Origin of the sequence: Olsenella absiana (assembly GCF_036408855.1) — a bacterium.
Taxonomy (GTDB): Bacteria; Actinomycetota; Coriobacteriia; order Coriobacteriales; family Atopobiaceae; genus Olsenella_K; species Olsenella_K absiana.
In genome coordinates this window covers 242927-261464 of sequence record NZ_JAZGJQ010000002.1, presented here as the reverse complement: position 1 = coordinate 261464, position 18538 = coordinate 242927, and the positions used below count along the sequence as shown (strand labels likewise).

At 71.3% G+C, this 18538-nt stretch carries 16 protein-coding genes; 11 read left to right on the top strand and 5 right to left on the bottom strand.

What is annotated here, in order from left to right; all coding sequences use genetic code 11:
- Window positions 1–87: 87 nt before the first annotated feature.
- Window positions 88–522, top strand: a complete 435-nt coding sequence (locus VXJ25_RS03065; protein ID WP_330957749.1) for an Hsp20/alpha crystallin family protein — start codon at window positions 88–90, stop codon at window positions 520–522.
- Window positions 523–626: 104 nt separating this feature from the next.
- Here VXJ25_RS03065 and VXJ25_RS03060 read toward each other — a convergent pair whose 3' ends face one another.
- Entirely contained in the window at window positions 627–1448 is an 822-nt protein-coding gene (locus VXJ25_RS03060) for an MBL fold metallo-hydrolase (RefSeq protein WP_330957748.1), read from the bottom strand.
- Window positions 1449–1581: 133 nt separating this feature from the next.
- Here VXJ25_RS03060 and tilS point away from each other — a divergent pair, with 133 nt between their 5' ends.
- The 8 genes from tilS to VXJ25_RS03020 all read left to right on the top strand — a co-directional run bounded on the left by tilS (window position 1582) and on the right by VXJ25_RS03020 (window position 12291).
- Window positions 1582–3129: a tRNA lysidine(34) synthetase TilS gene (tilS, locus tag VXJ25_RS03055; RefSeq protein WP_330957747.1), complete on the top strand. Its 1548-nt coding sequence runs from the start codon at window positions 1582–1584 to the stop codon at window positions 3127–3129.
- Window positions 3130–3217: 88 nt separating this feature from the next.
- Window positions 3218–3793, top strand: a complete 576-nt coding sequence (hpt, locus tag VXJ25_RS03050) for a hypoxanthine phosphoribosyltransferase (protein ID WP_330957746.1) — start codon at window positions 3218–3220, stop codon at window positions 3791–3793.
- 141 nt (window positions 3794–3934) lie between these two features.
- Window positions 3935–6016: an ATP-dependent zinc metalloprotease FtsH gene (gene ftsH, locus VXJ25_RS03045; RefSeq protein ID WP_330957745.1), complete on the top strand. Its 2082-nt coding sequence runs from the start codon at window positions 3935–3937 to the stop codon at window positions 6014–6016.
- A 158-nt stretch (window positions 6017–6174) separates the two neighbouring features.
- Entirely contained in the window at window positions 6175–6972 is a 798-nt protein-coding gene (locus VXJ25_RS03040; RefSeq protein ID WP_330957744.1) for a GntR family transcriptional regulator, read from the top strand.
- Window positions 6973–7067: 95 nt separating this feature from the next.
- Complete coding sequence (locus tag VXJ25_RS03035; RefSeq protein WP_330957743.1) at window positions 7068–7865, top strand: alpha/beta fold hydrolase; 798 nt, start codon at window positions 7068–7070, stop codon at window positions 7863–7865.
- A 55-nt stretch (window positions 7866–7920) separates the two neighbouring features.
- Entirely contained in the window at window positions 7921–8832 is a 912-nt protein-coding gene (locus tag VXJ25_RS03030) for an alpha/beta hydrolase (protein ID WP_330957742.1), read from the top strand.
- Window positions 8833–9310: 478 nt separating this feature from the next.
- Complete coding sequence (locus VXJ25_RS03025; protein WP_330957741.1) at window positions 9311–10930, top strand: hypothetical protein; 1620 nt, start codon at window positions 9311–9313, stop codon at window positions 10928–10930.
- Between the two features lie 167 nt (window positions 10931–11097).
- The gene (locus VXJ25_RS03020) at window positions 11098–12291 is read left to right on the top strand and encodes a pyridoxal phosphate-dependent aminotransferase (protein WP_330957740.1); all 1194 of its coding nucleotides are present in this window, start codon (window positions 11098–11100) and stop codon (window positions 12289–12291) included.
- Window positions 12292–12339: 48 nt separating this feature from the next.
- On the opposite strand, the gene VXJ25_RS03015 is transcribed toward VXJ25_RS03020, so the two are convergent.
- Window positions 12340–13194 (bottom strand): exodeoxyribonuclease III, encoded by an 855-nt coding sequence (locus VXJ25_RS03015; RefSeq protein WP_330957739.1) that lies wholly within the window; start codon window positions 13192–13194, stop codon window positions 12340–12342.
- Window positions 13195–13358: 164 nt separating this feature from the next.
- On the opposite strand from VXJ25_RS03015, the gene VXJ25_RS03010 reads away from it, so the two are divergent.
- Entirely contained in the window at window positions 13359–14138 is a 780-nt protein-coding gene (locus VXJ25_RS03010; protein ID WP_330957738.1) for a type III pantothenate kinase, read from the top strand.
- A gap of 42 nt (window positions 14139–14180) precedes the next feature.
- On the opposite strand, the gene VXJ25_RS03005 is transcribed toward VXJ25_RS03010, so the two are convergent.
- The 3 genes from VXJ25_RS03005 to VXJ25_RS02995 all read right to left on the bottom strand — a co-directional run bounded on the left by VXJ25_RS03005 (window position 14181) and on the right by VXJ25_RS02995 (window position 17252).
- Entirely contained in the window at window positions 14181–14912 is a 732-nt protein-coding gene (locus VXJ25_RS03005; RefSeq protein ID WP_330957737.1) for a hypothetical protein, read from the bottom strand.
- 1 nt (window position 14913) lies between these two features.
- Complete coding sequence (gene folP, locus VXJ25_RS03000) at window positions 14914–16338, bottom strand: dihydropteroate synthase (RefSeq protein ID WP_330957736.1); 1425 nt, start codon at window positions 16336–16338, stop codon at window positions 14914–14916.
- Window positions 16339–16511: 173 nt separating this feature from the next.
- On the bottom strand, window positions 16512–17252 hold the full coding sequence (locus VXJ25_RS02995) for an NAD-dependent protein deacylase (protein ID WP_330957735.1): 741 nt from the start codon (window positions 17250–17252) through the stop codon (window positions 16512–16514).
- A 134-nt stretch (window positions 17253–17386) separates the two neighbouring features.
- On the opposite strand from VXJ25_RS02995, the gene VXJ25_RS02990 reads away from it, so the two are divergent.
- Window positions 17387–18490 (top strand): patatin-like phospholipase family protein, encoded by a 1104-nt coding sequence (locus tag VXJ25_RS02990; RefSeq protein ID WP_330957734.1) that lies wholly within the window; start codon window positions 17387–17389, stop codon window positions 18488–18490.
- The last annotated feature ends 48 nt before the right edge of the window (window positions 18491–18538 follow it).

The window sequence follows — 18538 nt, the reverse complement described above, 5'->3', positions numbered from 1 at the left end:
CGGCCTCTGCGGGGCATATACCAAGTCGACACGCGGGGTGCACGGGCAAGAGCGAGGCACCCAGAAGACCATGAGGAGTGATTCGTTATGGCAAGCATGATTCCGTATGATCGCTACGACAGGGCTCTCCGCAGGGCTTGGCCGTTCGGCAGCTTCTTCGACGACGACTTCTTCGCCCCGCTGGTGAGCGTCGATGGTGACGCCTCCTTCAAGATGGACGTCGAGGACGCGGGCGACAAGTACGTCGTCTCCGCCCACCTCCCCGGCGTCACGCGCGACCAGATTGACGTCGAGCTCAACGAGGGCAGGCTCTCCATCTCGGTGGACAGGAAGGAGTCCGACGAGGAGAAGAGCAAGAACTACCTGCATAAGGAGACCAGCGAGTGGCAGGCCACGCGCGGCGTCTACCTCAAGGACGCGGCGAGCGAGGGCCTGAGCGCTAAGCTGGACAATGGCGTGCTCGAGATCCAGGTACCCAAGATCGTCGAGAAGCCCAACGTCACCAAGGTCACCATCGAGTAGCGGCGGCTCGGACGAGCTGCCACGGGCAGCGGGATTCGGGAGGGGCGCGGCCTTCGGGCGGCGCCCCTCCCGCCGTCTGTGCCCGGGGCGCCGGTCCTTCTCCGCTAGTAGATCGCGAGCGGCTCGTCCTGCGACGCCACGCAGACGCTGAGGCGGCCGTCGGGCGTCCGCGCCTCCGCCGCCTCGCCGTCCACCGGCTCGGCGCCGACGGCCTCGGCCAGGGTGCGCACGGCGACGCTCGGGCGGTTGTTCTTCTCCGAGAGGTGCAGGCCGACGACGACCTCGGTGTCGCGCGTGACCAGGGCCTTGAGCGCCGCGGCGCACTGGTCGTTGGAGAGGTGGCCGTCCGGGCCGCCCACGCGCTTGCGGAGGAAGGCGGGATAGGGGCCCTCGGCGAGCATGGTCTCGTCGTGGTTGGCCTCGATGCCGAGGATCCTGCAGCCGAAGAGCGCGTCGAGCGCGGCGTCCGTGACGTAGCCGGTGTCGGTCATCCAGCCCAGGGCGTCGTCGGGGCCGTCTGAGCCCTCGACCTCGAAGCGGAAGCCGATGGGGTCGCCCACGTCGTGCGAGGTGGGGAAGCACCGCACGCGCATCCCGGCCAGCGCGAGCTCCGCGTCGTGGTCGATCAGGGTGAAGGGCACCTGCGAGAGGAAGCGCCTGCCCAGGGTGGTGCCGGCCGTCGCGAAGAGCGGGCCGTCGTAGTGGTTGCAGACGACCGTGAGGCCGTCGGTGTGGTCCTGGTGCTCGTGGGTCACGAGGATCGCGCGCACGTCGCCGAGGTCGCAGCCGCAGGCGCGGGCGCGCTCGTGGAGGGCCCTGCGCGAGATGCCGCAGTCCACGAGCACCGACCCCTCGGGGCCCTCGACCACGGCGGCGTTGCCCTTGGACCCGGACGCCAGCACATAGAGGTGGATCTTGGGAACCATTCTCTCCTCCTTCGCTCCGGCAGACCAGCTTAGCGGATGGCGGCGGCGCGGGCGCGCGGGGTGTAGAGTGGTTGGACCGGACCGGGGGCGCCGGCGCGGAGCCGGCGCGGCCCGCCCGGGTGAGGAGGGACAGATGCCCAGCGTAGGCAGGCGGTACGCAAACAGCGCGGCGCGCTTCGAGCGCGCCGGCGCACGCACGGACGACGCGGGACGCGCGCCGGTGGTGCTCATGGTCTCGGGCGGGGCGGACTCCACGGCGCTGCTCGTCCTCGCGGCGACCTCGCAGCTCGACATCGACGACGGGCGCGGCGAGGCGAGGATCGCCCGCGAGCGCCTCCACGTGCTGCACGTGAACCACCAGCTCCGCGGCATAGACGCGGAGGAGGACGAGGAGTTCGTGCGCTCGCTGGCTGCCTCCTTCGGCATACCGTGCACCATCAGGAGCGTGGACGTCGCTGCGCTCGCGGCGGGCCAGGCGGGCGGCAACGTGGAGAACGCCGGCCGCGAGGCGCGCTACTCCGCCGCCGCCGAGCTCGCCAACCAGCTGAGCGAGGAGTTCGGCACGCCGCGCTCGGCCGCCCGCATCCTCACGGCCCACACGGCCAACGACCGCGCCGAGACCTTCTTCATGAACGCGATCCGCGGTGCGGGCCCCTCGGGCCTCTCGAGCATCCCTCGCCGCCGCAACCGGATCGTGCGCCCGCTCCTCAACCGCACGCACCGCGAGCTCTGCGACCTCCTGCGCATGCGCGGCATCGTGTGGCGCGAGGACGAGACCAACGCCGACACCCGCTACCTGCGCGCCTTCGTGCGCCACGAGGTCATGCCCGTGGTCGAGCGAAGGAACCCGCGCGTGGTCGGCTCTCTGAGCACGACCTGCGACATCCTCTCCGACGAGGACTCCTACCTCACGAGCGTCTCGGCGCGCACCCTGCGCGACCTCACGGTGAGGCGCACCGACGTCCTCCTCGCGCTCGACGCCCGCAAGCTCGCCGCCGCCGAGGTGGCGATCGCGCGCAGGGTGGTCCGCCAGGCCGTCCTCGCCGTCTGCCCGGCGGCCCGGCTGGAGGCGCGCCACGTGGAGGCCGCGCTCAGGGTCGTGGCCGCCGGCTACGGCTCGTGCTCGGTGCCGATGGGGGTGGACGTGCGCGTGGAGCACGGGATGCTCTTCGTGCGCGCCCGAGGCGGCGAGGGCGAGCCCTTCTCGGGCTGGCTCGAGGTCCCCGGCGCCGTCACGCTCGCGGACGGCCGGACCCTCTCTGCCCGGCTCGGCCACGTGCCCGCCGGCGCCGACCCCGTCGCCCTCGCCCGCGCGCACGGCGCCGAGTGGGCGGGCGCGAGCGTGGTGCTCGACGCCGTCAAGGCCGGCGTGGACCCCTCCCTCGGCGGGCGCCTCTGGGTGGACGGCCCTGAGGTCGGGGACGTGATGTGCCCCCTCGGCATGCACGGACAGAGCAAGAAGCTCTCGGACCTCCTCTGCGACGCCAAGGTGCCGGCGGCCGACAAGCCCTTGGTGCCCGTGGTCAGGGCAGACCCGACGGGCCCCGTGCTCTGGGTAGCGGGCGTGCGCGCCGACGAGCGCGCCCGCTGCGACGCCGCGACCAGGGTCCTGCTCGAGCTCACGCTCGAGGACGGGCTCGCGCGCCGGGCGGAGACGGGCCGGCCGGGCCGGGATGCGTAGTACCATGATGGGCACCTAGGAGCGAGGCGGGCGTGGTCCCGCCCCGCGGGTGCGAGAGGCCGTCGGGCGGACTTGGAGGGAACCGTACATGGCAGCTGACACTGCGAAGGGCACTGCGACACAGCTACATCCGGACGTTGAGAGCGTCGTGCTCTCGGAGGAGGACATCAGGGGGATCGTCACCCGCATGGGCGACGAGATCAGCCGTGACTACGCTGGGAGGAACCCGCTCGTCGTAACGGTGCTGCGCGGCGCCTTCATCTTCACCGCGGACCTTCTCCGCGCCATCAAGGTCCCCTGCGAGGTGGACTTCATGGCCGTCTCGAGCTACGGCAACGGCGTCAAGAGCTCCGGTGTGGTCCGCATCGTGAAGGACCTGGACACCAAGGTCCAGGGGCGCGATGTGATCATCGCCGAGGACATCTTGGACTCCGGCCTCACGCTCTCCTACCTCATCAAGCTGCTGCAGGCGCGCCAGCCCAACTCCATCGAGGTCGCGGCCTTCTCGGTCAAGGACATCGAGGGCAAGCAGCCCGCCGTCGAGCCGCGCTACGTGGGCTGCCACGTGCCGGACGCCTTCGTGGTGGGCTACGGCCTGGACTTCGCGGAGCGCTACCGCAACCTCCCCTATGTGGGGATTCTCAAGCCCGAGGTGTACTCCTAGGGCGAGCCCGCTGGCATAACGCTATATTTGGACTGCTTTTCGGTGGGCGCGCAGCGGATGCGCGCCCACTCACGTAACGGACGTGGCCGCGCCTGCGGCCGCGGGACCGACCCGTCCCGCCGACATATGGGGGAGCGACCCTTGCCAGACCATAACAGCAACCTGCACGACCCGTCCCCGCGCCGCCGGCGCCTGGGCGTGATCTACGGGGTCCTCGTGGCGATCTTCGCCGGCTACCTCGTGTACTCCATGGCGACCACGTTCACCGCCAAGCAGGTGGACACGCTTGCCACCAGCGACTTCGTGGCGGCGGTGCGCGACGAGCGCGTGACCGACGTCACCTACCACGCCTCCGACGGCACCCTCACGGGCTCCTACTACCGCACGGACGCGGACCGCGCCAACCACGCGGCGACGGAGTTCAAGAGTGCCTACGCCGGGGTGGACAACCTCGACGAGCTGATGCAGAGCCACGAGGGCGTCCGCTTCGTGGTGGACGCCTCCGACAACAGCCTCTGGGAGTCCGTCCTCCTCTCGGTCGTGCCCACCCTGCTGCTGCTCGCGGTCTTCGTCTACTTCATGAACCAGGTCCAGGGCCAGAACGGGCGCGCCATGCAGTTCGGCCAGACCAAGGCCAAGACGACCGAGCAGACCCGACCCAAGGTCAAGTTCTCTGACGTCGCGGGCATCGACGAGGCGGTCGAGGAGCTCAAGGAGGTGAGGGACTTCCTGCGCGAGCCCGAGCGCTACCTCAAGATGGGCGCCAAGATCCCTCGCGGCGTGCTGCTCGTGGGCCCGCCGGGCACGGGCAAGACGCTGCTCGCCAAGGCGGTCGCCGGCGAGGCGGGCGTCCCGTTCTTCTCCATCTCCGGATCCGACTTCGTCGAGATGTTCGTCGGCGTCGGCGCGAGCCGCGTGCGCGACCTCTTCAAGCAGGCCAAGGAGGCCGCCCCGGCGATCATCTTCATCGACGAGATCGACGCCGTCGGCCGCCAGAGGGGCGCCGGCCTCGGCGGCGGCCACGACGAGCGCGAGCAGACCCTGAACCAGCTGCTCGTGGAGATGGACGGCTTCGAGGACAACTCCGCCGTCATCCTCATCGCCGCGACCAACCGCCCCGACATCCTCGACCCCGCGCTGCTGCGCCCGGGCCGCTTCGACCGCCAGGTGACGGTCGACCGTCCCGACGTGAAGGGCCGCGAGCGGATCTTGGCGGTCCACAGCGAGAACAAGCCCCTCGCGCCCGAGGTGGACCTCAAGCGCATCGCCAAGCTCACCCCCGGCTTCACCGGCGCGGACCTCGCAAACCTCATGAACGAGTCCGCCCTGCTCGCCGCCAGGCGCCACAAGGACCGGATCGGCATGGACGAGGTGGAGGAGGCCATGGAGCGCGTCATCGCCGGCCCCGAGAAGAAGGGCCGCGTGATGACCGACAAGGAGCGCGTCACCATCGCCTACCACGAGTCCGGCCACGCCCTGGTGGGCCACGTCCTGGAGAACTCCGACCCCGTGCACAAGATCTCGATCATCTCGCGCGGCAGGGCGCTGGGCTACACCATGCAGCTGCCCGAGGAGGACCACTTCCTGGAGACCCGAGACGGCATGCTCGACCAGATCGCGGTGCTGCTGGGCGGCCGCACGGCCGAGGAGCTGTTCTGCACCGACATCACCACCGGCGCGAGCAACGATCTCGAGCGCGCGACCAAGATCGCGCGCGAGATGGTCACGCGCTTCGGCATGAGCGAGGAGCTGGGCGCCCAGGTCTTCGGCGAGGCGCAGCACGAGGTCTTCCTCGGGCGCGACTACGCCAACCACAACGACTACTCCGCCGAGACCGCCAAGCGCATCGACGACGAGGTCGAGCGCATCATGCGCGAGGCCCACGACCGCGCGCGCTGCGTGCTCGAGGCCCGCAGGTCCCAGATGGACACCATGGCGAGCGTGCTGCTCGACCGCGAGACCGTGGAGGGCGAGGTCGTGAACGCCCTCCTCGACGACAGGTGGGACGAGTACGTGGCCGCCCACCCCGAGGAGGCCTCCCCGGCACCCGCAGGCGCAGCAGCGGGCGAGAAGGACGGCGCAGCCGCGGGCGAGAAGGACGGCGCAGCCGCGGGCGAGAAGGACGGCGCTGCCGCGGCCGGACCCGCTACGGCCGCGGCGCCCGGCTCTACCGACGGGCCCTCGGCTCCCGACGCGCCCTGCGGCCGGCCGCCCCGCCCGTAGGGCGCGGCAGGCCGCGCGGCCTTCGCGCGCCCGTGAACCTCGCGGCTACCTTACAATAGGCGTCTGTAACCGACTGGCGCCCGCCCCATCGCCTCCGCTCGAGCGGGGGCGCGAGGCGGGCGCCGCACTCGCCTCGGCGGGTGGGGAAGGGGCAAGGGATGCCGAAGAGCGCAGCGAGGTCCTTCGTGAAGATCGACCGCTCCTCCCGGACGCCGCTCTACGTGCAGCTGCACGACAGCCTCGAGCGGGCGATCCGCAGGGGCGAGCTGATGCCGGGAGCCAAGCTTCCGACCGAGCACGAGCTCATCAAGGAGCTGGGCGTCTCGCGCATCGTCGTGCGCCAGGCCTACGACGCCCTCGTGCACGACGGCCTCATCGTCCGCGAGCGGGGGCGCGGCACCTTCGTCCGGGCGACCAACTACGGCGTCTTCATGGGCAAGCTCTTCTCCTACCGCGAGGAGCTCGCGATCTCCGGCCAGAACCCCGCCACCCGCGTGCTGGCCTTCGAGAGGGTCCTGACCCCTGCCGAGCTCACGATGGACCCGCTCCTGGCCAACACCGCCTTCGTCGACCCCGCCGACCCCTCGTGCTGGCACCTGGAGCGCATCAGGCGCATCAACGAGCAGGCCTACGTGCACCAGGACACCTTCCTGCCCGCGAGCGACCTGCCGGGGCTCGACGAGTACGACTTCGCGCGCGACTCGCTCTACCACGTCCTCGCCCAGCGCTACGGCAAGCGGCCGACCCACTCGCACCGCGAGCTGTTCGCCGAGAACGCCTCGGAGCACATCGCCGAGCTGCTCGGCGCCGAGCCCGGCTCGGCGCTGCTCGTCCTTCTCAACCACACCTACGACATGGGCAACGAGCTGGTCGAGGTCACCTACGAGCGCTACGCGGGCAACTCGGTCAGCTTCGAGTTCGACGTGGACGAGGAGGGCCTCAGGCGCTCCGTCTAGGCCCGCGAGGGGGCGCCCGGCGAGGGCACGCCCGGGGGCCGCACCGCCCGTGCGGCTGGGCCCCTCACGATTCGAGCAAGGGAAGGGATACCCACATGAGCTTCTCCGAGCACTACCTGTGGTGCCTGCGCGAGGACCCGGAGACGGGCGAGCAGGTCAAGGTCTTCGGCGTGCTGCGCCTGCCCGCGGGCGCCGAGGAGGCCGCCTTCACGCACCTGACCCTCCCGACGGTGGTCCTGGCGCACGGGATCGGCTCGAGCCACGAGGGGATGGACGCCTACGCGGAGGGGCTCTCCGCACGCGGCGTCGTGACCTACTGCCTCGACCTCTCGGGCTCGGCGCGGGGCAGGTCGGACGGCGACCCCCTGCGCATGACCGTCGAGACGCAGGCGCTCGACGTCGCCGCCGCGGTGCAGCTCATGTCCGAGGAGCCCTTCTGCGACACGGACAACCTCTCGCTCGTCGGCGCGAGCCAGGGAGGGCTGGCCTGCGCGGCCTTTGCCGCGCGCAACCCCGCCCGGGTGAAGGCGCTCGCCCTCCTCTACCCGGCCTTCTGCATCCACGACGACGCCATCGCGGCGTACCCGGACCCGGCGGACGTCCCGGACTCCTACGTCACCCCGGCGGGCGTCGAGGTCGGCAGGGCCTACAACCTCGCCGCGCGCGCCCTCGACCCCTTCGAGCTGATGGGGGAGTTCGGAGGGGACGTCCTCATCCTGCACGGGGACCAGGACGGGCTCGTGGACCTCTCCTACTCCCGCCGCGCGGCGCGGACGTTCCCCAGGGCGACCCTCGAGGTGCAGGAGGGCGCCGGTCACGGATTTGCCGGCGGCATTCTCGACGCTGCGGTCGCGCGGGTGTGCGAATTTATAAAAGGTGAAATACTGAGATAGAGCGGGGCGGCTCGCACGCGAGCCCCCCGACCGACCCGAGCGATGAGGAGCGCGCATGACAGACCCCAGCCAGCCCCGGGACAGCCACGTGGACGGGGCGCCCGGCTTCACCAGCACCGAGCAGGAGATCGTGATCCACCGTAGGAGCGGCGGAAAGGACATCTACCTGAGGGGGATGCTCTACATGCCCCTCGGCTCCGAGACGGACCCCGAGGAGGGCTATCATCCCTACCGCGTTCCCTGCGTGGTGTGCGCGCACGCGCTGAACGCCGGGTTCACCTCGCTGATCAACTACGCAATCCCCCTGGCCGAGCGCGGCTACGCCTCGCTCGTCTTCGACTTCTACGGCGCACGGGAGGGAGGCGAGTCGGGCGGCGACACCAAGGACCTCAGCCTCGAGACGCAGGAGGAGGACCTGGAGGCCATCTTCGACTACCTGATGTTCCAGAGCTGGTGCGACCCCGACCTCATCTACCTGCTCGCCGAGGCCAACGGCGCCAACGCCGCCATCACCTTCGCGGGCGACCACCCCACGTGGGTCCGCTCGCTCGCCCTCATGTACCCCATGGCGCAGCTGCACGACGAGATGGTCGAGGCGTTCGGCGACGGCAGGAGGGCGCCGAAGGCCTTCAGGTACCAGGGCACGCTCGTCTCCGACAGCTTCGCCCTCGAGGCGATCTGGCGCGACCCCCTCGAGAAGGCCTCGCACTATCCTGGCAGGACGCTTATCATCCACGGGTCCGAGGACACCGTGACCCCGCTCGTCGACGCGGCGCACCTCGCGGACGCCTTCCCCGACCCCCAGCTCAAGGTCATCGAGGGCGCTGGGCACGACTTCATCACCTACGGCTCCCAGATCGCCACGAAGTGGGTCATCGACTTCTTCAACGAGCAGCTCGCCATCAGCGAGGACGAGCGTAACTTCCTGCCGCTGATCCGCGACGTCGAGCGGAGGATGCACCTCTAGGGGCGGCTCCGGGAGAGCCGGCCGGACCGGGGCGCCCGAGGCGCCGGCGGCGGTCGGAGGCAGGACGCGTGGAAAGACAAGAGGCCCTGCCCGCCTGAGCGGGTGGGGCCTCGTGCCGGACGCTCGGAGGGGAAGGTGGCTCCTTGCGTCCATCCGTGCTGATGGAGGCGTGATCCCTGTTTCACGCAACCACACCTACTTTGTAACCCAAAATTCCGGCGACTTTCGGAGCTTCTCTATCGGCGGAGCAATATCATAATTTCTGTATAAATGAAAATTAGCCTTTGATTAGGCAACGAATTCGCATACTTATGCCGATTAATTACATAACGTATGATTATTTAAACACTTGCCGACTCCGACGAGCGGCAGGTATGCGCGTCGTTTGATACCAGCGCGAACGTATACTCGTACGCGGAAAGACCGGGCAGGGCGCGCGCCGGGCAGGCGGGCGCCAGGCGTGACGTAGGGACGGGGCATGGCAATCATCAGGAACGACAGGCGGGCGCACGAGGTGGCCGCGGAGCAGGCGAGGGAGACCGAGGAGGAGGCGGAGGTCGACTACACCTGGCGGCCCACCGAGGAGGAGTACCCCCTCGACGTGAGCGTCGACGACTGGTGCGAGATGCTCGAGGACCCCGCGATCTTCGACGAGGACGGCCTGAACGTCCTCGAGTGCTTCTTCAACTACGGGTCGCCCGCGACCTTCCAGCAGCTCAGCGTGAGGTACCGCGGCACCATGGGGCGCTACCGCCGCTGGCTCAACTCCGCCGCCGAGCGCGCCGGAGCCCGCCTCGGCGTGGAGCCGCCCGCGATGGACCGCTTCGGCAACCCCGACTGGTCGGGCGTGCTCGCCCTGTCGCGGCCGGCCGGCAAGGTGGCCGCGGGCATGCGCGAGTACAGGCTGCGCGACGAGCTCGAGGGTGCGCTGCGCCGCCGCGCGGCCCGCCAGGCCGAGGCCAGGAGGGCCGCCGACCTCGCGAGCGCGAAGGCCCAGGCCAAGTCCGCCGCCCAGGAGCGCCTCGCGGAGGCCCGGCGCAAGAGCGTGGACCAGGCGGCCGTCGAACGCGCCATGGCGGACCGCGCCGCCGCCGAGCGGGCGCGCGCCGAGCGCGAGGCCAAGCTCGCGGCAATGGCGATACCCGCCGCAGACGAGCCGGTCGAGGAGTTCGACGACGCCTTCGCCGCGGCGGTCCCCCTCGAGCGGAGGGACGCGGCCGAGAAGGACGCGGAGGCCGCAGCTGCCACGCCCGCGCCCGCGCCCGCGGTCCCGACGTCGCCGTCCGCGGACGCGGCTCCCGCCGGGGCCGTGACCCCCGAATCCGCCGCTGCCCCGACGCCCGTCTGCGCAGCGGCGGCCCCTGGGGCCGCGCCCGAGCTCCCCGCCCTCGCGGCGCTCGTGGAGGCGCTGGGGCCGCGCGAGCGGGAGGTGCGCGAGGGGCTGGCGCAGAGCGTCGTGGCCAGCCGCCGCGAGCGCAGGCGCCCGAGCGAGCGCGGGCTTCTCGACTACGCGTCGACCTACGCCGAGCGGCTCTACGAGGCGGTGGACCTCATCGCCGCGAGCGATCCCACCGTCACGGCCGCCCGCCTGGCACGCGCCGCGGGCGACGAGTCCGTCGAGGGGCTGCAGCGCTACCTCAACGGCGAGGCCGTTCCCGGCTTCGCCTACCTGGACCACCTCTGCGCCGCCCTCGGCCTGAGCGCCGCGCGCCTGGACGCCTCCGAGGACGCGGCCCGCGCGCTGCCCGTCTTCGAGACCCTCTCCGAGCGCCTCGGGGCCGAGGTCGCTCACCTGCCCGCGCTGGACGCGCCGCGCGAGGTCCTTCTCGTGTCCGACGGCTCGACGTCCGCGCGCGCCGGCGTCGTGCTCGGCTTCGGCGAGCTGCGCTACGCCTTGCTCGACCGTGGCGCGGTGGCCACGAGGGGCAAGCGCGCAGACGCCCTCGCGGGCGCCTTCGAGGCCGCCCGCCGCGAGCTCTGCGCGTGGGCGGACGCCGAGGGCGTGCCGGTGAGGGAGGTGCGGCTGGACGCGCCCGAGTGGGACGAGCTTGCGGCCGGGCGCCTGTGGCCGGGGGCCGTCGCCGTCCTGGGGGAGTAGGGACGCGAGGCCCCTCTCGCCTGCGCCGCGCGACGTTTGTTTCCACTCTCGCGCGCGTGCCCTGGCGCGGTCGCGTGCGGGATACCATGGATGCGACTGGACGCCCGCGGGCCTGCCTGCGACTTCGCAGCGCGGCCTCGCCGGGCGCTCGTGACAAGGAGATGAGCATGAGCATCAACAAGGAAAGCTACGCCTACGGCGCCTCCAAGAGTTCGATCCGTGAGATCGCGGCCTGGGGCGCGGCCCGCAAGGCTGAGATCGGCGCGGACAAGGTCTTCGACTTCTCGCTCGGCAACCCCAACGTCCCGGCCCCCATGGCCGTGCGCTCCTCGATCGAGCGCGCCCTCGACCTGTCGCCGGTCGAGCTGCACGGCTACACCCCCGCCGCGGGCCTGCCCGTGGCGCGCAAGGCCGTCGCGGACAGCCTGAACCGCCGGTTCCACACGTCCTACTCGCCCGCCGACCTCTACCTGACCTGCGGCGCGGCTGCGGCGCTCTCCATCACCTTCAACGCCATCGTCGAGCGCGGCGCCGGCCAGGAGGTCTGCGTCGTGGCGCCGTACTTCCCCGAGTACAAGGTCTTCATCGAGAACGCGGGGGCACGCTGCGTCGAGGTCATGGCCGACGCGGACACCTTCCAGATCGACGTCGCCGCGATGGCGCAGGCGATCAACGAGCGTACCGTCGCGGTCCTCGTGAACTCGCCCAACAACCCCGTGGGCTCGGTCTACTCGCGCCAGAACCTGGAGGAGCTGGCGGCCGTCCTGCGCGAGAAGTCCCGTGAGTTCGGCCACCCCGTCTACCTGATCTCCGACGAGCCGTACCGGGAGATCGCCTACGCCGGTGTCGAGGTGCCGTGGGTGCCCTCGATCTACGACGCGACCATCGTCTGCTACAGCTACTCCAAGTCGCTGAGCCTGCCGGGCGAGCGCATCGGCTGGGTGCTCGTGCCCAACACCAACCCCGACCACGACGACCTCGTCTTCGCCGTCGCGGGGGCTGGCCGCAAGCTCGGCTTCGTCTGCGCGCCGGCGCTCTTCCAGCGCGTGCTGGTCGACTGCGTGGACGAGCCGACCGACATCGCCGCCTACGAGAGGAACCGCAAGGCCCTGACCGACGGCCTCTCCGAGCTGGGCTACGAGTACGTGGAGCCCCAGGGCGCCTTCTACCTGTGGGTCAAGGCGCTCGAGCCCGACGAGAACGCGTTCTTCGAGCGCGCCCGCTCGCTGGAGCTGCTGCCCGTGCCGTCCGACTCCTTCGGCTGCCACGGCTGGGTGCGCGTGGGCTACTGCGTGAGCTTCGACACGATCGTCGGCTCCATGCCCGCCTGGCGCAAGCTCAAGGAGAGCTACGGGGCCTAGCGCCTGCCGGGCCGGCGCCCGCCGCGCCGGCGCCGGCCGCCGGCCCGGCTAGAGCTCGATCGCGAGCTCGACGGGGCAGTGGTCCGATCCGAAGACCTCGGAGAGGATCGAGGCCCCCCGCACGCGGTCGGCGATCGAGTCCGACACGAGGAAGTAGTCGATTCGCCAACCCGCGTTCTTCTCGCGCGCGTGGAAGCGGTAGCTCCACCAGCTGTAGGCGCCCTCGAGGCCGGGGTGGCGGCTGCGGAAGGTGTCGGTGAAGCCCGCGTCCAGGAGCTGCGTGAAGTCGGCGCGCTCCTCGTCGGAGAAGCCCGCGTTGCCGCGGTTGCTCTTGGGGTTCTTGAGGTCGATCTCCTCGTGCGCGACGTTGAAGTCGCCGCAGGTCACGACCGGCTTGTCGCGCTCGAGCTCCTTGAGGAAGTCGCGGAAGCGCGCGTCCCAGACCTGGCGCTCGTCGAGCCTGAGCAGGCCCTGCTTGGCGTTGGGCGTGTAGACGTTCACGAACCAGTAGCTGCCGAACTCGAGCGCGCACACGCGGCCCTCGTCGTCTGCGAACTCGCAGCCCGTCTCGCGCACGACCTGCAGCGGCTCCTCGCGGCTGAAGACCGCGGTGCCGGAGTAGCCCTTGCGCTCGGCGTAGCTCCACGTCTGCACGTAGCCGGGCAGCGTCTCCTCGAGGCCGAGCTTGGCGGCCTGGTCCTCCTGGAGCTTGGTCTCCTGGATGGCGAAGACGTCGGCGTCCGTCTCTGAGACCACGTCGACGAAGCTCGGGGTCTTCTTCATCACGGCGCGCAGGCCGTTCACGTTCCAGGAGACGAGCCTGAGCTCGCGCGCCGCACCCGCGACGCCGCCCTTTGCGCCTGCCGTGGCCAGCGTCTCGCCGGCCGCATCCTCGGTGGTCATCGAACCTCGCATCCTCGGGGCCGCGCCCCGTGGTCTAGACGTCCCTTCCGGCGCCCGCCCGGCCCGTGGCCGGCAGCGCCCCGCGCCGCCTCGCGCGAGCGCGAAACAGTAGTATAGCTGTTGGCCCGTGGGGCCCTCTGACCGACGAGCGCGGGGAGGCTCGCATGTTTCTTGCCATCGACGTGGGCAACACCCAGACGACCATCGGCCTCTACGACGCCGAGGGCGCCTTCCGCCACGGCTGGAGGATGGCGACGGGCCGCACGGACACGGCCGACGAGCTGCGCGAGAAGATCCTCGGCTTCCTGGCGATGGACGGCTTCGGGCGCGCGGACGTCACGGACGCCGGCGTGGCGAGCGTCGTCCCCGTGCTGAGCAGGGCGTGGTCGCGCTGCCTCGAGCGCCTTCTCGGCTCGGCGCCGCTGCTCGTGGGCCCGGGCACGACCGCGGGCATGCGCGTGGACATGCCCGACCCGACGACCCTCGGCGCGGACCGCGTCGCCAACGCCGTCGCCGCGCGCGAGGCCTACGGCGACCCGGTCATCGTCGTCGACTTCGGGACGGCGACCAACATCGACGTGGTGGACGCCTCGGGCGCCTACCGCGGCGGCGTCATCTCGCCGGGCCTCATGCTCTCCGCGGCCGCCCTCTTCGAGCGGGCGGCCAAGCTCGCGAGCGTGCCCGTGGAGGCCCCCGGCCGCACGCTCGGCGCGACGACTGCGGAGGCGGTGCAGTCGGGCCTGGTCGTGGGTGCGGCGGCGCAGGCGGAGGGCCTGGTCGCGCGCATCAAGGCGGAGCTCTCGATCGAGGGGGCCAAGGTGGTGGGCACCGGTGGCCTGGCCAGGACCGTGGCCCGCGCGACGGAGCTCTTCGACGCCGTCGACGACGACCTCACCCTGCGCGGCATCAGGCTGATCTGGCTGGCCGAGGGCGGGGCGCGCTAGCCCCCAGGCGCCCGCGCGCCGCGACGGCGCAGGCCGCTCGCGCTACTCCTGGTCGGACTGGGGGGAGATGCCGAAGCGCTCGGCGGGGAACTCGATGTCGCCGGCGCGCCTCGTGCGCACGGTCGCGCGGCCCCAGATGTCGACGCCGACGAAGTAGCCGCGCGCGTACACGCTGCCGTTGGGGTAGCGGACGTCGACCGGCCTTCCCATGAGCGCCACGCGGTCGAAGTACTCCGGCAGGAAGCTCGCCCACGGGGCGACCCTCGCGCCCTCGCCTGCGACCGAGGTGGCCCAGGCGTCCATGCGGGAGCAGACGGCGTCCCTCAGCGTGCCCGCGACGGCGTCGGGCCCTGCGGTCGCGTCCTCGCCGAGAAGGGCGGCGAGCGCGTGGAGGTCGAGGTCGAGCGAGAGGACCACGAAGGTCCCCTCCGCGTAGCCGGCCTTGGCGGAGACGCGGCAGACGACGTCTGCGCCGCCGGCGAGGACGAGGTCGTGGGGCCAGCCGATTCCGAAGGCGGAGACGTCCGCCCCGAGGGCCTCGAGCGCGTCCGCGGCGCCGAGCGCGGCGACGGGCGCGGCCGCGACCAGGTGCCCCATCGGGACCTTTGGCCTCGCCAGGACGGCCACGAGCAGCCGGTCCTTCTCGGCCAAGGCCGTGCAGGTGCCCTCCGGCGCGAGCGCGTAGGCGGCGTCTGCCAGGGCCTCCGCGGGGAGCGCGGAGGCGGGGTCGCTGTTTAGGGTGATGGTGGGGAGCCCCTCCCCCTGGCCGGGCACGCTAGCGCCAGTCGACGGGGCCGAGGTCGGCGAGCACCTTGCCCACGCGCTCCTCGAACGGCTTGACCTCGACGCCGGCGTGCGCGAGGAAGCGCTCCGGGTCGCTCATGAGGTCCTCCATGGGGACGAGCACGTAGTCGCGCTCGCCGAGGCCGGGGTGCGGCAGCGTCAGGTGGCGGCCGGCGTGCTCCTCGCCCTCGAGCCAGCAGAGGTCGCAGTCGACGGTGCGCGGGCCGTGGCCCTCCTCGCCCTCGTGGCGCACGCGGCCCTCGCGCTCCTCGATCTCGAGGAGCTTGTCAATGAGCACGAGGGGGGCGAGCTCGGTGCGGATCTCCGCGACGGCGTTGGCCACCGGCGTGGCGATGCCGTAGGCGGGTTCGGTCTCGTAGGCGTGGCTGACGGCGACGACGCAGGTGAGCGGCAGCTCGTCGATGAGCTTGGCCGCGCGGGCGAGGTAGCCCAGGCGGTCGCCGACGTTGGAGCCGAGCGAGACGAAGCCCTGGCGCGGGTCCTTGTGGCTGCAGGCCCAGTAGGTGTCGATCACCTGCGCGGCCAGAGCCACGTTGTGCACGCGGACGATGCGCGCGCCGGACTCGATGGCGGAGAGCACCACGCCGGCCGTGGCGGCGTCGCGCTCGGGGGCGCTCGTCACGCCGGAGAGGGCCCCGACGAAGCGCTTGCGCGAGACGGCGCAGAGCACGGGGTAGCCCATGGAGACGAGCTTGTGCGTGTTGCGCTGGATCACCACGTCCGTGTCGGTCGTCTTGTCGAAGCCCGGGCCGGGGTCGATGCAGATCCGGTCGTGGGAGACGCCGGCGCGCATGAGCTTGCGGGCCTGGTCGCCCAGGAAGCCCATGACCTCGCGCATGATCGGCGCCTCCTCCGGGAGGGTGAAGCGCCGGTTGCTGGGGGCCATGAGGCGAGCCTGCGCGGGGCGGGTGGGGTCGAGCGTCACGAAGCGGCGCGAGCCCGCGCCCGTGGTCTGGTTCCAGTGCATGACGACGACGCCGCAGTCGTACTCGCAGGCGACCTGGACCATCTCGGGGTCCGTGAAGCCCTCGACGTCGTTCACGATCGAGGCGCCCGCCTCGAGGCAGGCGCGGGCGACGGGGGCGTGGCGCGTGTCGATGGAGACGATCGCGCCCACCTCGGCCAGGGCGGCGACCACGGGGACGACGCGGCGGGCCTCCTCCTCGGGGGAGACGGGGCTGAAGCCGGGCCGGGTGGACTCGCCACCGACGTCGATGATGTCCGCGCCCTGGTCGAGCATGTCCATGCCGTGGGCGATCGCGGCGTCCGCGTCCACGTACGAGCCGCCGTCCGAGAAGGAGTCCGGCGTGACGTTGAGGACGCCCATGACGCGCGGCCTCGTGAGCGAAACGTGGTGCGCTCCGCACAGCCAGTCGTAGTAGTTCTCTCGAAGCATCCCGGGTCCCTCCAGACGACCGCACCCGCGGGCGATGGCGCGCGGGGGTGCATACACGCTCACCAATTGTAGCGGTTTGCGTCCCTCGGGGCCTGCGCAGGAGTGCAGGCGCAGGTGGGAGGAGGTGCGGACGCACACGGCGGGAGGCGCCCGGCCCCTGCGCCCGGCGGGTGCTAGAAGTCGAAGGCCTTCGCGATGTCGCAGGCGCAGACGACGTCGGCCCGCGCGTCGCCGCTCGTGGGCTCGAGGTTGCAGATCACGAGCCTGTCGCCGCGGAAGTAGTCGATGAGGCCCGCCGCGGGGTAGACCACGAGCGAGGTCCCCCCGACGACGAGGAGGTCGCAGCTGGCGATGTCGCGCACCGCACCCTCGATGACCGACTGGTCGAGGCTCTCCTCGTAGAGGACCACGTCAGGCTTGACGGGGCCGCCGCAGGCGTCGCAGCGCGGCTCGCCGCTGGTGGCGAGGACCCACTCCTGCGAGAAGACCCTGCCGCAGCGCTGGCAGACGTTGCGGTGCGTGGAGCCGTGCAGCTCCCAGACGCGCCTCGAGCCGGCGGCCTGGTGCAGGCCGTCGATGTTCTGGGTCACGACGGAGAGGAGCCTGCCCTCGCGCTCGAGCTCGGCGAGCTTGAGGTGGCACTGGTTGGGCCTGGCGTCGGGCGCGCACATGACGTTGCGGTAGAAGTCGAAGAACTCCTCGCGGTGCGTCTCGTAGAAGCCGTGGGAGAGCATGGTCTCGGGCGGGTACTTGTAGCCGCGCTGGTGGTACAGGCCCGAGGGGCTCCGGAAGTCCGGGATCCCGCTCGCCGTCGATACGCCCGCGCCGCCGAAGAAGACCGCGCTTGTCGCCTCACCGAACAGCCGCTTGAGCTCCGCTGCCGCCTCGGCGGGGTCTTTGATAGTTTTCGCCATTCTGCGACCTCGTTCCGCTACGATTGCCGACAACTCAACTACCATTTCCTAGACTGGACTCTAGCACCCCCTGCCCCCGCCGCGAGCGGTGGCGGCGCCTGCGCGCCTGGGGTCCGAGGACGGAAGGCAGAGCCATGACCGCAGAGACCGCATCTACAACCGGATCCGCCCCGACGGCGCCCACGGCTGGCGCGACCGGGGGCGCGGCGGCGCCCCTCGCCACCAACGTGCACGACTGCGCCCTCGTCTTCGAGGGTGGCGGCTTCAGGGCGAGCTACACGGCCGGCATCGTGAACGTCCTTCTCGACCAGCACATCTACTTCGACTACGTCTGCGGCCTGTCCGCCGGTGCGAGCCACACGGTCGACTACGTGTCGCGCGACCGCGTCCGCGTGCGCCGCAGCTTCATAGACTTCGCGACGCTGCCCGACAAGGGCGGGCTGCGCAGCATCCTGCGCGGGAAGGGCTACTTCGACGCCGAGTACGACTACACCGGCTGCATCGAGGACGGCTACCTGCCCTTCGACTGGGAGACCTTCTCCCGAAACCCCGCCGAGGTGGCCTTCCAGAGCTTCGACGGCGCTACCGGGGAGACGGTCGTGTTCCACAAGCGCGACTGCACGGACGCCGAGACCATGGCCACCTACGTGCGCATGAGCTCGACCCTGCCTGGCTTCATGCACCCCGTCTCGCTTGGCGGGCACCGCATGTTCGACGGCGGCCTGGGCGAGGGCGCGGGCATCCCCACGGTCATGGCCGAGAGGGACGGGTACGAGAAGTTCCTGTTCGTCGCGACGAGGCCGTTCGGCTACCGCAAGACCGCGCCGGTCGGCGCCTACCGCCAGCTGCTCGAGCGGGCGCGGGTCCGCTACCCGGTGCTGGCGCAGGCCCTGCTCGACCGCTGGGCGCGCTACAACATCGCGCTCGAGCACATGCTCGACCTCGAGCGCCAGGGACGCGCGCTGATCATCCGGCCGGAGCTGATGCCGGTCAGGTCGACGACGCAGGACGCCGGCCTCTTGCGCGATGCCTACCTGCTCGGGTACGACCAGGGCGTCCGCGAGCTGCCGCGCATCCGCGCGTTCCTGTTCGGCGCGCCCGACGCGGGTCCCGCGCCGACGCGGGAGGAGTGGCTGCGCGACCTCGAGGCGGACGCGCGGGCGCTCGCCCAGCCGCTCGACGCGCCGACGGTCGACCCCCTGACCGAGGAGGTCGGGGAGTACGTGACGCTCGGCTAGCGAGGCAACGAGCCGCTTTTGGCCCAGCGAGCAGCGACGGGTGCCGGC